General features: G+C 36.8%; 11 protein-coding genes and 1 other annotated feature. Of the genes, 2 read left to right on the top strand and 9 right to left on the bottom strand.

The genetic code is table 11. The features are described 5' to 3' along the window. Positions 1 to 238 precede the first annotated feature (238 nt). On the bottom strand, positions 239 to 781 hold the full coding sequence (locus ABVZ64_RS09225) for an NADH peroxidase (protein WP_352400725.1): 543 nt from the start codon (positions 779 to 781) through the stop codon (positions 239 to 241). Positions 782 to 1013: 232 nt separating this feature from the next. Here ABVZ64_RS09225 and ABVZ64_RS09220 point away from each other — a divergent pair, with 232 nt between their 5' ends. Next, a complete protein-coding gene (locus ABVZ64_RS09220) occupies positions 1014 to 3923 on the top strand; it encodes an insulinase family protein (protein WP_352400724.1) in 2910 nt (969 codons plus the stop codon). Positions 3924 to 4069: 146 nt separating this feature from the next. Here the strand turns inward: ABVZ64_RS09220 and ABVZ64_RS09215 are convergent, their stop codons facing one another. The 8 genes from ABVZ64_RS09215 to trhA form a co-directional block, all read right to left on the bottom strand. Continuing rightward, complete coding sequence (locus tag ABVZ64_RS09215) at positions 4070 to 4555, bottom strand: GNAT family N-acetyltransferase (protein WP_352400723.1); 486 nt, start codon at positions 4553 to 4555, stop codon at positions 4070 to 4072. 147 nt (positions 4556 to 4702) lie between these two features. Then, positions 4703 to 5878, bottom strand: coding sequence for a murein hydrolase activator EnvC family protein (locus ABVZ64_RS09210; RefSeq protein ID WP_352400722.1), 1176 nt, complete (start codon positions 5876 to 5878; stop codon positions 4703 to 4705). Positions 5879 to 5961: 83 nt separating this feature from the next. Then, the gene (locus ABVZ64_RS09205; protein WP_352400721.1) at positions 5962 to 6630 is read right to left on the bottom strand and encodes a 4'-phosphopantetheinyl transferase family protein; all 669 of its coding nucleotides are present in this window, start codon (positions 6628 to 6630) and stop codon (positions 5962 to 5964) included. A gap of 76 nt (positions 6631 to 6706) precedes the next feature. Further along, positions 6707 to 9118 (bottom strand): leucine--tRNA ligase, encoded by a 2412-nt coding sequence (gene leuS / locus ABVZ64_RS09200; RefSeq protein ID WP_352400720.1) that lies wholly within the window; start codon positions 9116 to 9118, stop codon positions 6707 to 6709. Between the two features lie 214 nt (positions 9119 to 9332). After that, positions 9333 to 9548, bottom strand: a binding site (T-box leader). Positions 9549 to 9631: 83 nt separating this feature from the next. Continuing rightward, the gene (locus ABVZ64_RS09195; protein WP_352400719.1) at positions 9632 to 11428 is read right to left on the bottom strand and encodes an ABC transporter ATP-binding protein; all 1797 of its coding nucleotides are present in this window, start codon (positions 11426 to 11428) and stop codon (positions 9632 to 9634) included. Beyond that, entirely contained in the window at positions 11421 to 13157 is a 1737-nt protein-coding gene (locus ABVZ64_RS09190) for an ABC transporter ATP-binding protein (RefSeq protein ID WP_352400718.1), read from the bottom strand. Before ABVZ64_RS09190 ends, ABVZ64_RS09195 begins: the two co-directional genes overlap by 8 nt. A 2-nt stretch (positions 13158 to 13159) precedes the next feature. After that, positions 13160 to 13645: a MarR family winged helix-turn-helix transcriptional regulator gene (locus ABVZ64_RS09185; RefSeq protein WP_352400717.1), complete on the bottom strand. Its 486-nt coding sequence runs from the start codon at positions 13643 to 13645 to the stop codon at positions 13160 to 13162. A gap of 378 nt (positions 13646 to 14023) precedes the next feature. Then, positions 14024 to 14677: a PAQR family membrane homeostasis protein TrhA gene (trhA, locus tag ABVZ64_RS09180; protein WP_352400716.1), complete on the bottom strand. Its 654-nt coding sequence runs from the start codon at positions 14675 to 14677 to the stop codon at positions 14024 to 14026. 174 nt (positions 14678 to 14851) lie between these two features. On the opposite strand from trhA, the gene ABVZ64_RS09175 reads away from it, so the two are divergent. Next, positions 14852 to 15433 (top strand): DUF1836 domain-containing protein, encoded by a 582-nt coding sequence (locus ABVZ64_RS09175; protein WP_352400715.1) that lies wholly within the window; start codon positions 14852 to 14854, stop codon positions 15431 to 15433. The last annotated feature ends 322 nt before the right edge of the window (positions 15434 to 15755 follow it).

The raw sequence follows: 15755 nt of genomic DNA, 5'->3' as shown, positions 1-15755 counted from the left end.
TGCCTTTTATGAATAAGGCCTCAACGACAAATTAAGACTCTTACTAAGTATACAATTAGAGAGGTCTTGCCATCAAACAAAACATTAGCCTTTAGCACAAGAATAAAATGATTACTACTTTATTTAAAAAATTCATATAAAAAAGGCGGCTCATTCCAAGAATGAACCGCTTCTCTGTTTGAAATTATCTTAAAATCGTAACAATTTTTTATCCTCTTTTTTAATAGAAGAGGGAAGATTAGCCAAAGTATCTGTTCAGCAGACCTTCAAATGCTTTACCGTGACGAGCTTCATCACGAGCCATCTCGTGTACTGTGTCATGGATTGCATCCAGGTTTGCAGCTTTTGCACGCTTAGCAAGATCTGTTTTACCAGCTGTTGCACCATTTTCAGCGTCAACACGCAATTCCAAGTTTTTCTTTGTAGAGTCTGTTACCACTTCACCCAACAATTCTGCAAATTTTGCAGCATGTTCTGCTTCTTCCCAAGCAGCTTTTTCGTAGTACATACCAACTTCAGGATAGCCCTCTCTATGAGCTACTCTAGCCATAGCTAAGTACATACCAACTTCACAACATTCGCCTTCAAAGTTTGCTCTCAAATCTTTCATAATGTCTTCGCTTGCACCCTGAGCAACGCCAATAACGTGCTCTGCTGCCCAAGATCTTTCGCCAGCCTGTTCAATAAACTTATCAGCGCCAACCTTACAAACTGGACAAACTTCTGGTGCAGAATCACCAACATGAACATAACCACATACTGAACATACAAATTTTTTCATAACTTACTTCCTCCTTAGATTATATATAAAATATTAAATAGTTGTTGTTAACTGATAATAATTATAATTTAGAATTTAGCATTTGTCAATATCTTTTTCAAAAAAACAAAATAAATAGTTTTTAACCATAACTTATGATAAACTATAAAACAAACCATTATTTTTATTCTGTATTAAAAGAATTTAAGTTTATAATAAGAGTACACAAAAATAACAAAAGGAGGTTGCTTTAATGGATTTAACCCTTAATACAATTTTTCATGGTTTCTTATTGAAACAAAAAGAGACCATAGCAGATATTCATGGTGAGGCTTACTTATTTGAACACTTGAAGAGTGGGGCAAGATTGTTTTACGTTAAAACAACAGATGAGAATAAGGTATTTTCCATATCATTTAAAACACCGCCAGAGGATGATTGTGGTACCCCTCATATCTTAGAGCATTCTGTTTTATGTGGATCAAAAAAATATGCGTCGAAGGATCCCTTTAATGAACTGGCCAAGGGTTCTTTAAATACCTTTTTGAATGCATTAACCTATGCAGACAAAACAATGTACCCCATTGCCAGCTGTAATGAAGAAGATTTTCACAACCTTATGGATGTATATCTAGACGCTGTTTTTTATCCTAATATTTATGATAAAAAAGAAATCTTCATGCAAGAGGGCTGGCGTTACCTCCTTAATGAAGAAACAGGTGAATTGGATGTAACCGGTGTTGTTTATAACGAAATGAAAGGCGCGTTGTCTGATCCAGAAAGCTTACTGCAAGGGGCACTTGCCAGAAATTTATTTGGTAACACCACTTATGGTTTTGAATCTGGAGGTGACCCAGCAGCAATTCCCCATTTGACCTATGAAAAATTCTTAAATTTTCATAAAAAATATTATCATCCATCAAATTCCTATATTTATTTATATGGCGATATGGATCTAGAACGATGCTTAACCCATATTGGTGAAGAATACCTCAACCATTTTATTAGAACTGCTGATTTACCACAAATATATGAAACCCAAAGAATACCAAAGGCTGAAGTGCAATTTGAAACCTATCCCACAGACAGCGAAGATGAGTCTGGATATTTGGCATACTCCGTAAACATAGGCTTATGTACTGATGAAGAGCTAACAATGGCAATTCAGGTTTTATCCTATGTATTATTGGAAACCAGCGCCTCCACGCTGAAAACAGCCTTGATGGAAGCAAACATATGCGATGAGGCTGAAGGTTGGTTTGATTCATCTAGCTATGAAATGGTTTTTAGTATTATTGCAAAAAATGCAGATACATCTAAGGTAAATGAATTCAAAGTAATTATTAATCAAACATTACGAACTGTTTTAGAAGATGGGCTGGATCCAGATCTTTTATCTAGCAGCTTAAGAAGACTTTCTTTCTTATTAAAAGAAGAGGACTATGGCTCCACTCCAAAAGGTTTGATTTATGGTATGAAGCTTATGAAAAGTTGGCTTCATGAACAAAGCCCATTTCAGAGTCTGCGCCAGTTTGAAACCTTAGAAAAAATTAAAAATCCAAATTATGATTGGAAAGGTTTAATTGAAAACTGTATATTGAATAATCCCAAAAAGAATATTTTGGTTTTTTCTCCTGATAAAGAAAAAGTGGCAGCCATTCAAAAGGATTTTTTGAAAAGAATGCACGAAACGAAAGCTACTTTTACACAGGAGGATATGGCTCGTATTCAAGGGGATGCAAAAAAGTTAGAACTTTTTCAGAAACAACAAGATTCAGCTGAAGTTCTTTCGCAAATTCCAATTTTGCAACTGTCTCAAATTGATACCAATCCACCCATTCCTGTATACACAAGAAGCAGGGTGGAGAAGGGTACGCAGTTATTTGTCCCTTTGCAAAGCAATGGTATTATATATGTCAAGTTACACTTTGATATTGATTGTCTAGATCAGAATCTTTTGCCTTATGCTGGTTTATTAACAGACCTACTGGGCAAGCTGGATACCGATAAATATTCTTATCAAGAATTACCCCTGATAACAAATAGGATTTTTGGCGGGTTGTCGTTCCACAATGACGTTTATAGCAAAAATACACAAGAATATCACGCGTTCCTTACGTTAAAAAGTAAATTCTTAAAGGAAGATTTAGAGAGCGCAGGTCAATTCATAAATGAAATCTTACAAAATACCAATTATGATTCAATTGAGAATATCAAAAAAATAATAAAAGCCGCAAAAATCAAGGGGGAAAACTACCTATTAAATTACTCACACCTTGAGGGAATTTATTACAGCGTTGGCCGTTTGTCCAGAGGAGGCAGAATTAACGAAATTACCAGTGGCATTGAGTACTTTCATTTTCTGTGTAAAATTGATCAGCAACTTTCAGAGGAACCTGAAAATGTAGTTGCCAAATTAAAGGAAGTTGCCAAAATCTTATTCACTCAATTGAACTTCAATTTTTCTTTCGGATGCGAGGAGAGTGACTACGAGAAAGTAATTTCTTTCCGAGATTCTATCTTTAAAAGCTTACCAATTGGATCTTCTGCATCTAAAAAACCTTTTGAATTTGATTTTGTTGATGAATCTGTTGGATTTACCGTAAATAGTGCCGTGCAGTATAATATTTTTGCAGCTGATTACAAAAAACATGGATTTGATTATCATGGTAGCATGCAGGTTCTAAAAACCATCTTAAATTTGGAGTACCTTTGGAATGAGGTGCGTGTACAAGGCGGTGCCTATGGAAGTGGCTGCAATTTTCAGCAAAATGGGGTTTGCTATTTCTATTCCTATCGAGACCCGAATTTGCAAGAAACCTATAAAATTTATGACAACTTATGGAAAAAAATCGAAACATTTGATACATCTGACAGAGACATGACGAAGTATATTTTAGGAACCATAAATCGGTTGGATCAGCCAAAAACAAATGTTGACCGATTAAATGATGCTATTAATAAAGAATACCGTGAATTAGATGAAGATTTTGAGATTGTTGAACGCCAACAGATTCTAGGTACAACTAAAATTGATATTGCCAAGTTCCATGAAATTTTGCAAAGGATCACCAAAACAAAGAATTACTGTACCATTGGTAACGAGGGCAAAATTAATGGAAATAAAAATTTCTTTCATTCAATTCAAAAGTTAATTCCATAAAATAAAATTACCCGTAGATTTTCTACGGGTTTTTGTTATAGCAAAATAGCATATTTTCGTTAATATATCAAATCTACAGCAAGTTGATTAGACAGGGGCCAATTTCTATTTATTCGCAAAACACAACTTTTGCGAATAAATATATGCTATAGAATAGTTTCACTAAAATTCCTGCTATACAGACGCTGAATTTCTTTTCCCTCAATAAATGTATTAAATTCTTCTTCAAATTGCCAACCAAACCGTTCATACATTCCATTATGTGTTGTATACAAATAAATTTGCTTAATGCCCAACTTTCTACAATTCTCTTTTACAGATAACATCAGTTTTTCAAAATATCCTTTGCCTCTATGAGGATAATCGATATAAACATTAATCAACCAAGGATAAATATCAGGCCTAACATCAATATCGTTTAAAGATAATTGGTAAACTCCAATGATTTCGCCATTCAGTAATAATGCGTGTGTTTGTGGTAATCTTTCTTGGCATAAGGAATTAGACACATAGGCATTTAATTTTTCCATTGTAAACCCTTCTTCCTTTCCCCACCAATGATAAAACCACTTACAGATGGTTGGAAAATACTGTATATCACTTTTGGTCAATTGGATGATTTCTACGTCCATATAAAACAGCCTCCCTAATTATAATAGAGTTTACATAATTATATTATGGTAATCCTTTATTTTTATGAAATAAAAACACCCTCTTAAAAACTAATTCTATTATAGTTCTTTTGGAGGGTGTTTAGAAAGTCTTAATACTATTTATGTTTAATATGATACGTTTTTCACGCCCAGGTATGATTGAGGATTAACGTATTTACCATTTACCAATACAGAAAAGTGACAATGGTTACCTGTAGAAAGACCAGTACTACCGCATTTTGCCACGGTCTGTCCCCTTGTTACCATTTGGCCTTTGGAGACACTAAGGGACGAGTTATGTCCATAAAGCGTAGAAAGTCCGCCGCCATGATCAATAATAATGGTATATCCATATCCATTCATCCAACCAGAATATGTAACTTTACCTGCTTCTGCAGCAACGATAGCTGAACCATAGGGCGCAGGTATATCATACCCACTATGGGATTCGCTTCTACCAGTGACAGGATTTTTTCTGTTTACAAAGCCACTACTTAAGCTGGAAGAAGCTGCTTTTTTCGCAGGAACGGGCCATCCTAAGGAGCCATTCCCCGTATAATAAGGGGTTGAACTTCCTGACTGTTGGGCAATCAAATTCAAAATTTGCTGATCCGCCTTTGCATTGGCAGCAATTAACTGCTCTTGCTTTTTCGCATCATTTACATAAGATGCCATCATAGCCTCTTTTTCTGCAATAACACTTTGCATACTTTTCACTTTTTCTTTTTGCAGTGCTACTACTTCTGTTTGTGCAGCATGGTTTTCAGCAATTTCATCGGTTTTTGCTTTAATAGTATCCTGTATTTGCTGGAGCTCGTCCAATATATCTTTATCATAGAGCATAATATCATTTACATATTGCATTCTTAAAAACAAGTCGCCGAAGCTTTCCGATTCTAACAGGATCTCAAGGTACCCGGTAGAGCCTTTTTGCTGAAGAAAACGCAACCTACTTCCTAAAAGCTCAAATTGCAACTCCCTTTGAGCCGATGCCTCCTCTAGCTCCTTTTCGGCAGCTGCCAATGATGCAGTAAGAACATCCAAATCTGTCTCTGCTGCGTCTAATTCGGCCTGCAAGCTATTCATAACCTTATCCATTGCATCAATTTCTTCCTCAACAGAAAGCTGTTTAGATTTTAAGTTTTCAATCTCTTTTCTTGCGTTGGCCGTTTGTTGTGCAAGATTCTTTCGTTTTGCCTCAAGTTCAGCAACGGTGGCAGCCCCTGTTTTATGGGTAGGAAAAGCACCGATGGCTAAAAAAGCCGTTAATACCAGGCATGTAGCCTTTTTAATTATTTTCATTGTAAAAAACCTCATCATTTTCACATATTGTCTCTTTATATTATACGGATTTTCCGACATTTTTCAACGTAAATTATTTCATTTTAATTTTTCATTAATATTTCGGAAGTTAACCTCTTTATTTCCCGGGGAAATTCATCCCTTTCGGAGCACAAAGAAAGAGCGTAGTTTTCAAAAAAATAAGATTTCAGATACAGGTTTATTTCCTCCATAGGAATGGACATTTTCACCTTTTTCCCGTCCATTACAGAAAAAAAATGAAAGGGATGGAGGATCCCCTTGCCCATCCACTTAGTTACACTTTCTTTGCAAGTCCAAAGTTGATAAAAGAACATTCCTTTTTCAACATCCAATAAAGAATGATAGGTTGCTTCTTCATCTGCTGTAAAAATTTTTTTTGTAAAACGGGGTAGATATTCACGAATTTTTTCGATATCACAGCCCACTGGGCTATCAGAAAAACAACAAATTGCATACTGTCCAGAGTGGGATAAACTAAAATAATACTCTTGATTGGGCAAAAAAGGCTTTCCGCTAGGTGAAACCTGAATTTGATCATATAGCTTAGGATTACGAACCATGAAAAATGCGTATCTCAATAGAAGCCCCGCCGCCAAAGATAGATTCTTACTATCGTTTTTTCTCAATTTCTCAACGTGGCTGCGTCTAGCCTCTCCAACCAAATCCCTAGCTCTTTCAAATAATACTGGATCTTTTAGTTCGTCTGCCTCCATCAAAAGCAATTCAATCATGTTTAAGCACCTCTTAGCACAAAAAGCAGAGCTGTTTGAGGATATCCCATACAACTCTGCTTACATTTTTATTAACTTACTTCACAATCAGATTCACAATTCTACCAGGAACATAAATTTCTTTCACAACTTCTTTGCCATCCAAACGGTTACCCAAAACTTCTTTTGCCTGAGCCAAAACTTCTTCTTTGGTTGCGCTTGTGGAAATTTCCATTGTACCCCTTAACTTACCACCAATTTGAATTGCAATTTCAATGGAATCCTGCACCAGTTTGCTCTCATCAACTTTTGGCCATCCTGCTGCAAAAACAGATCCTTGGTGTCCCAACTCTTTATAAAGTTCCTCGGAAATGTGAGGTGCGAATGGCGCCAACAAGGTAACAACAGTTTCCAGCGTTTCTTTAGCGAGACCACCTTGTTTTTTTGCAATATCGTTCAACTTATTGGAATACTCCATGAAGCCACTTACGATTGTATTCATAGACAAAGCTTCCAAACGGCTGGTAATATCGGATATCAATTTGTTACAAGTATATTCTTCCTCTTTGCTAGGCTGAACCGGAGCATCTTTATAGGAATAAACCATTTTCCACACTCTATTTAAGAAACGGAAAACACCATCGATACCGCTATCGTCCCAGTCACAATCCATTTCAGGTGGGCCAACAAATAATTCATACATTCTCAAAGAGTCACATCCATATTTTTCCACCAATTCATCAGGGGAAACTACGTTACCTAGAGATTTACTCATCTTTCCGCCGTCCTTTGTAATCATACCCTGATTAAACAACTTCTGGAATGGTTCTTCAAAAGGAACAGCTCCAATATCATATAAAAATTTAGTGTAGAAACGAGCGTACAACAAGTGCAATACTGCGTGTTCAATACCACCAACATATAAATCAACAGGTGCCCATTTTTTCAAAGCATCTATGCTTGCCAGTTCGTTATTGTTGTGATTATCAACATAACGCAAGAAATACCAGCTTGAACCAGCCCACTGCGGCATTGTGTTTGTTTCTCTCTTTGCAGGCTTACCACAAACAGGACAAGTTGTATTTACCCATTCATCAATCTGAGCCAATGGAGATTCGCCAGTATCCGTAGGCTTGTAGGATTCTACTTCCGGAAGCAATACAGGCAACTGATCCTCAGGTACAGGAACTGCTCCACAGTGATCACAATGGATAATAGGGATAGGTTCGCCCCAATATCTCTGTCTGGAGAATACCCAGTCACGCAATTTATAGTTTACAGTTTTCTTACCAATACCCTGTTCTTCCATCAAATGAGGCACTTTTTTCTTTGCTTCGAATGCCTTCATTCCATTCCAATCCCCAGAATTAATGATAATACCATCACCAACATAAGCTTCTGTCAAAGGCTTTTCTTCTTCGCCTTCAGGTAAAATAACTTGAACAATAGGTAGTTCAAATTTTGTTGCAAACTCAAAGTCACGTTCATCATGGGCAGGTACACACATTACTGCGCCAGTACCATAGTCGGCCAATACATAATCTGCAACCCAAACAGGTATTTCCTTGCCGCTTACAGGGTTTACACAGTAGGTGCCTGTAAATACCCCTGTCTTTTCTTTATCTGTCAAACGGTCAACGGAAGACTTTGTAGAAGCATCGAAGCAATATTTTTGAACGGCCTCTTTACATTCAGGGGCCACAAATTCTTCAAGGCCTTTATACTCGGGAGCCAAAACCATGAAAGTACATCCGTAAAGTGTATCCGGTCTTGTTGTATAAACAGTAATATTCTTATCGCTACCGCTTACTTTAAAGTCAACCTCTGCGCCATAGCTCTTACCAATCCAATCGGACTGCATCTTCTTCACTTTATCAGACCAATCCAATTTCTGCAAATCTTCCAACAATCTATCTGCATAGGCTGTAATCTTTAACATCCACTGACGCAAATTTCTCTTTGTTACAGTTGCACCACAACGCTCGCAAGTTCCCCCCGCCGCTTCTTCGTTTGCCAATACACATTTACAGCTAGGGCACCAGTTTAATGGCATTTCTTTTTCATACGCCAAGCCTTTTTTGAACATCTGAACGAAAATCCACTGTGTCCACTTATAATAGGTAGGATCGGTTGTATCAACTTCCTTGTCCCAGTCATAAATTGCACTGATTTCATGAAGCTGTCTTTTTACATTGGCAATGTTATCCGCTGTTGAAATACGAGGATGAACATTATTCTTAATTGCAAAGTTTTCCGCAGGCAAGCCAAAAGCATCCCAACCCATAGGATGCAACACCTGATAGCCCTGCAATACTTTATATCTGCTGACAACATCACTTAACACATAACCTCTCCAGTGACCAACATGAAGGCCGGTACCTGATGGATAAGGGAACATATCTAGGCAGTAAAATCTGGGCTTAACATCGTCTTCAACGTTGATGGGGTTCTTTTCCCACTCTCCACGCCATTTCTTTTCAATTTCACTAAACTCATAGCGACTATTCATTGCAAACTCCTCCTTAACAAAACTATCTCCAAAAACTTCGCTTTTGTACCAACATGGATAATAGACCATTTTTTTAAAAAATAATATTTATACTATGCTCAATCTTAGTTGATCCGGGTTATTCCTTTGAAAACCCCTTGCCCAAGCTGCGCAAAATATCTTTTTGGGGTAGAACTTAAGTTTAAAATTGATAAATAAAAAAACCTCCGTCTCAGTTAGAGACGAAGGGACACTCCGTGATACCACTCTAGTTTGCCAAAGGCACACTCGAAACCTATAACGGGGGCTACCGTTGCCGCTTACTAATCAAGCTGATGTTGGGGGCAAAACTCCAAGGCCAGTTCCAAAACGTGTCTTTACCAACTCACACCAACCGTTGGCTCTCTGCAAAAAACATACGTAATGTACTCTTCCTCTTCAAAGTTTATTTACGAAACTATTTATAACATATTTACCAATAAAAATCAAGTGTTTTTAGCTATTTTTCAAAAGAATACAGTCTACACAGTACCGTCAAACTGCTACATCCGATTCAAATTGATTGCTATATAGGTTAAAGTAGAACCCTTTTTTCGCCATCAATTCATCATGATTTCCTCTTTCAATGATTTCACCATGGTTTACGACTGCAATCAAATCAGCATCCTTAATGGTACTTAGTCGATGGGCAATAACAAAGTTTGTACGCCCTTTCATGAGATTATGCATTGCCTCTTGAATTTTCACTTCCGTTCGTGTATCGACGCTGCTAGTTGCTTCATCCAAAATCAAGACAGAAGGATTGGCCAATATTGCCCTAGCTATAGCAAGCATCTGTCTCTGACCTTGACTTAGATTGCCACCACCGTCGGCTAACACCGTGTCATACCCATCGGGTAAACGCTTGATAAATTCATGGGCATTTGCAAGCTTTGCCGCTTCCTTTATTTCTCCATCGGTTGCATTTAATCTACCATAGCGGATATTCTCTTTTATAGTATCCGTGAATAGATAGGTATCTTGCAACACGATGCCCAAGCTTGAACGTAGGTTATTGCGTTTAATTTGTTTAATGTCGTGGCCATCAATGGTAATAGAACCTGCGTCAATATCATAGAAACGAGTAAGCAAGTTGATAATTGTAGTCTTTCCTGCTCCTGTAGGTCCAACGAAGGCAATGGTTTGACCAGGTTTTGCGTATAGGTTTACTTCCTTTAAAATAGGATGCCCTTCCTCATAGGAAAAGTTTACGTTTGAAAGTACAACTTCCCCTTCTACTTCTTTAAAATCAATAGAGTCTGTTGTATCTTTAGGTTCTTCCGTCTCGTCTAAAACTTCAAACACACGTTCTGCACCTGCGAAAGCAGCCATCATGGAGTTCACTTGGTTGGCCAGTTCATTCAATGGCCTAGCAAACTGCTTGGAATAGATGATAAAGTTTGAAATGGTTCCCAGCGTCATTGGCCATCCTAACACCATCATAAGGCCACCTGTGGCAACGACGATTGCATAGGTCATGTTGTTAAGTGCCATCATTATGGGACCAATCATACCTGAAAATATTTCTGCCCGCACACCCACTTCTAGTAGGTCTGTATTACGCTTGGAAAAGGTCTCAGTCATTTCCTCTTCTTGGCAAAATACCTTGACAACTTTTTGTCCTGAGATAATTTCTTCAATATGTCCGTTTAACTTTCCCAGACGCTGTTGTTTCTCTTTATAGTATTTCCGGGAACGCGACGTAACTGCTTTTGTAGCCACAAACATAATTGGTATGGTTACAATTGCAGAGATGGTTAAAGGGATACTTAAATAAATCATCATAGCAAGGGTACCCACAATAGTTAATACACTTTGAAATACCTGGGAGATACTTGAATTTAGTGCCATAGAGATATTATCCACGTCGTTAGTTACACGGCTCATTAACTCTCCATGTGTGGTGCTATCGAAGTATTTTAGTGGCAATCTTTGTATCTTTTCAAAAATCTCTTTTCGGATTGTTGCAACAACATTTTGACCAACCAAAAGTAGTAAATAATTCTGAAGCCACGTGCATAAAGATGTGCCAAGGTAAATTGCTAATAGGGTTGCACAAACCTTTACTAAACCTTTTAAATCAGCAGTTGCAATATGCCTATCAATGGCAACACCGATTAACCGCGTTGCATAAACAGTGCCTAGCGTTATAAAGGCAATTGAAATAACAGAAATAAATATATAGAACCAATATTTATTCAAATATTTTAAAAGTCTACTCAAGGTTTTCATTGTATCTTTCGGTTTTTTTGGCGCTACTGGAGGTTGCCCTCCCATTGGAGGTTTAGACATCCAGAACCACCCCTTTCTTCATTTGAGATTGATAAATCTCTTGATAATCCAAACTGGTTTCCATAAGTTTTTTATGGTTCCCCTCTGCAACCACTTTTCCATCCTGCAATACAAAAATTTTATCTGCATCTTTAATGGAGCTGATTCTCTGGGCAATAATAAATTTGGTGCAGGCACTATGGGATTCTTTCATGGACTGCCGAATTCTTTTTTCTGTCAGAGAGTCAACTGCGCTGGTACTATCATCAAATATTATGATGCTGGGATTCTGAATTAATGCCCTAGCGATGGAGATACGTTGTTTTTGACCACCAGAAACATTTACCCCTCTCTGCCCTAATTCTGTATCATAGCCGTTTGGCATTTCCATAATGAAATCATGAGCTTGGGCAGCCTTAGCCGCTGCAATAACCTCTTGCTCTGTTGCATTTTTATTTCCCCATTTAATATTATCTCGAATTGTTCCTGTGAATAAAATGGTTTCTTGCAAAACCACAGAAACTCTGCTTCTAAGCTCATGGATGGCATAGTCACGCACATCAACACCATCAATATAAATTACACCCTCTGAAACATCATATAGTCGAGGCATTAAGTTTACCAATGTGGATTTACCAGAACCCGTTTCACCCAATATACCAATGGTTTCGCCTGGATTCACACAAAAACTAATATGTTCTAAAACTGGTTCGCCGCTACCGCCTTTATAACGAAAAGTGACGTCCTTAAATTCAACTCTCCCTTCCTTGCGTTGTGGCATTATGGGGTTGGTTGGATCTGAAATATCAATCTTTTCATTTAACACCTCATTTAAACGACTTAATGAGATTTGTGCTCTAGAAATATGCATAAAAACCATAGCAATCATCATTAACGCCATAAGCATTTGCATCAAATAAGTAATAAAAGCCATGATTTCTTCTATTTTCATGGTACCCTCATAAACTTGGATACCACCAAACCATAAAATTGCAATAATGGATACATTCAGTATCAGCATCATGGCAGGCATCGTTAGCAACACTGTTTTAAAAGCCTTTATCCCTGTTTCTTTATAATCATCGTTTGCTGCGTTAAACTTTTCCATTTCATAGTCATGACGCACAAAAGCCTTCACAACACGCATCCCTGATAAACACTCTCGCATAACGGTATTCACACCATCTAACTTTTCTTGCACTAATTTAAACTTAGGCATACCCTTTCGCATAATCACCATAATAATTACTGACAAAACAACAATAGACGCTACAAATATCATTGAAAGCTTTGGATTAATGGAGAAAGCCATAATCAAACTACCAAAACAAAGCAAAGGCGCTCGAATTAACATTCGTAATGACATCAAGATAACCATCTGAATCTGGGTTATATCATTGGTTAATCGGGTGATTAATGATGGCGTTTGAAATGTATCAATGTTATGGAATGAAAAATCCTGAATTTTAACAAATATACTCTTTCTCAAATCAGTCCCTGCGCGCTGGCTCACAATACTTGCTGCAATCAAACAGCCGATACCTCCGACAATGCCTAATATGGAAATAAACACCATAAGCATTCCTAGTTTAACAATATAATTGCTGTTTTGCGTTGCAACACCATTGTTAATCAAAAGCGTCATCAATTTGGGCATAATTAATTCTGCTGATGCCTCTATCAACATAAAAATAGGAGCCAATATGGCTAACTTTTTATAAGGCTTTATAAATTGAAAAACAACCTTCAAGTCTATCCCCTCTTTTCTTGTAAATCATTATGCACATTTTCAAGGATTCGTACTAATAAACTAAGACATACTTCCTTTTCTTCTGCACTAAAACCTCGAAATCCCACCTCATCAATTGTGGAACTTTTTTCTATAAATTCGTGAAATTTTTCCATACCTTCTTCAGTAATACTCACACGAATGCTACGCATATCAGCTTCGTCCCTTAAACGCTTAATTAAACCATCCCTTTCCATACGTTTTAAAACGTCGGTCATAGAAGCAGGCTTTATCCTGATTAAATCGCAAAGCTCTTTTTGCGTTTGCAAATTTTTAGCCGCAAGGGACATGAGAATTGGTGGCTGCCCAGCAGAAAGACCAATTTCTTGAGCACTACGCATCATATGAATATGATACAATCGAAGCAACCCGTTTAATGCAAAGGAAAAATCCGTAGTATGCTCTCCCAAAACCGCCCTTTTTTTCGATAGATTTTCACAAAAAAACAATATTACACCTCCCAGAACCATCAACCAAAAAAATTACTTCTCATTGCCATGTTATCCCCTGTGCAAACTCCTATGAATTGAGAATACCATGATCAATTTACTGAAACTAGAAAAGCCCCAATAACATTATTTCCAAAATAAAAAGTTAATTGAATTTTCCCACTTTTCCCACATAGCCTAATGATGCCGTAGTTATTGATCCGCAAACCTATAGTCTATGTAAAATATAATAAATTAGCCTTTACCAATAACGAAAAGGCCCTTTTGTAGACCACAATTTTATTGTAAAACACTTATACAAAAAATAGTTAGGTATCTAATTAATTAATTAGATACCTAACTATTTTATCACTTTGTTTCTATTTGTCAATCATAATTTTATAAAACGTATTGGAACATAAAAGCGATATGAAGGCTGCTTCCCACCATTACAAAAACATGAAAAATTTCATGAAAGCCGAAATGTTTGAATGTAATGTTCGGCTTCTTTAAGCCATAGATTACTGCACCAACGGTATAGGCAATACCTCCAGCTAGCAACAAGCCAACGCCCTGCCAGCTAACTGCTTTCTCCAATGGAACAAATACAATTACAGCCAACCAGCCCATAACTACATAAATCATTGTAGACAGCCATCTAGGCGCATTCATCCAAAAAATTTTTAGTAAAATACCGCCTAAGGCAAAAGCCCAAATAAGCACTAGCATCGTCCATCCCCATTTGCCGTGTAAAGATACTAGACAAATTGGTGTATATGTTCCTGCAATTAAAATAAAAATCATCATATGATCGATGCGACGCAAAATATTGGTTTTACTTTGCGGTAATTGTAATGTATGATAAATTGTACTAGCCCCATATAATAGTAATAAGGAAGTGCCAAAAACGGCAAATCCCCATAAATGCCAAACACTTGCTTCTAATTTTGCCTCCTGCATTAATAGCATAAAACAAGGAATCACGGCAATAAAGCCGATAAAATGTGTTAATGCACTCATTGGATCTTTAATTGTAAATTTTTTGTCTTTCATGTTATCCCCTCCAGATGTAGTTATTAATACTACATATCATTATATCCGTATTTTAACATATTATTTATTTTAACGCAAGAAGATTTTGTAAGAAAAACTTGATACATAGTATGAAATACTATATAATAGGTTTACAAGTGAAAAGATTCATTTATCAAAAATTGAGGTGAACAAATGACTACATTAGATAAGATTATTGAGACCTTTACGCACCAAATCAAATCCTCAGGCATTATTGAAATTGAAGATATACCAAATATTGATTTATATATGGATCAAGTAACTACTTTTATGGACAAAGCATTGGAAAGATATAAAAGATACGATGAAGATAAAATCTTGACCAAAACCATGATTAACAATTACACCAAAGCTAAGATTTTTCCCGCTCCAATTAAGAAAAAATATGGCCGAACCCATTTGATGCTTTTGATAATGATTTATCATTTAAAATCAGTACTGTCTATAAGAGACATTGGTATTTTATTTCAACCGGTACTTTCTGTAAAGTCCTTAGATGAGCAGGATTGCCTTATTCGAAATATTTACGAAGGCTTTTTAAAGTTACAATTAACAACCCAGCAATTTATGCAGTCATCAGCAGAAGGAATTAGAGATAATACAACACCTGCTAAAGACATTCTGGAGGAGTATCAGGATGAAAAAATCAAGAGAATATTATTGGTACTCTTGCTTGCCATCAGGGCAAATGCTGAAAAACAGTTGGCAGAAAGAGTTCTTGATACGTATTTTTAAGTAAAAAAGGCTACGCATTTACTGCGTGGCCTTTTTTTACTTAACACTGGTATTTATAAAACTCTTTCTACGTTGTATTAAGGTATAGTCCCTTTCGTCACCTACCAAATAACACAATAAAAACAATTTAAATAAGATTCCTATTGCTCTTTCAAAATCTAATCTTCTATATCATTGTTTAGCAGGTCATATAAACACGAATGAAAAAAGCGGTAGCAAAAGAATCATACGTTGCTACCGCCATTAAAAACAATCAACTTATGTGTTAAAGTAAGAACAAACAGGAAAGTTAATACTCACGCTGGTCAAATTCGGCAAAACT

Source organism: Anaerotignum sp. (assembly GCF_040307045.1).
GTDB lineage: Bacteria > Bacillota > Clostridia > Lachnospirales > Anaerotignaceae > Chakrabartyella.
This window is presented reverse-complemented; position numbering and strand designations above follow the sequence as displayed.

What these genes read in the sequence shown, in the direction of transcription:
- ABVZ64_RS09225 (WP_352400725.1), bottom strand. Translation starts at nt 781, where the DNA reads ATGAAAAAATTTGTATGTTCAGTATGTGGTTATGTTCATGTTGGTGAT.
- ABVZ64_RS09220 (WP_352400724.1), top strand. Translation starts at nt 1,014, where the DNA reads ATGGATTTAACCCTTAATACAATTTTTCATGGTTTCTTATTGAAACAA.
- ABVZ64_RS09215 (WP_352400723.1), bottom strand. Translation starts at nt 4,555, where the DNA reads ATGGACGTAGAAATCATCCAATTGACCAAAAGTGATATACAGTATTTT.
- ABVZ64_RS09210 (WP_352400722.1), bottom strand. Translation starts at nt 5,878, where the DNA reads ATGAAAATAATTAAAAAGGCTACATGCCTGGTATTAACGGCTTTTTTA.
- ABVZ64_RS09205 (WP_352400721.1), bottom strand. Translation starts at nt 6,630, where the DNA reads ATGATTGAATTGCTTTTGATGGAGGCAGACGAACTAAAAGATCCAGTA.
- leuS (WP_352400720.1), bottom strand. Translation starts at nt 9,118, where the DNA reads ATGAATAGTCGCTATGAGTTTAGTGAAATTGAAAAGAAATGGCGTGGA.
- ABVZ64_RS09195 (WP_352400719.1), bottom strand. Translation starts at nt 11,428, where the DNA reads ATGTCTAAACCTCCAATGGGAGGGCAACCTCCAGTAGCGCCAAAAAAA.
- trhA (WP_352400716.1), bottom strand. Translation starts at nt 14,677, where the DNA reads ATGAAAGACAAAAAATTTACAATTAAAGATCCAATGAGTGCATTAACA.
- ABVZ64_RS09175 (WP_352400715.1), top strand. Translation starts at nt 14,852, where the DNA reads ATGACTACATTAGATAAGATTATTGAGACCTTTACGCACCAAATCAAA.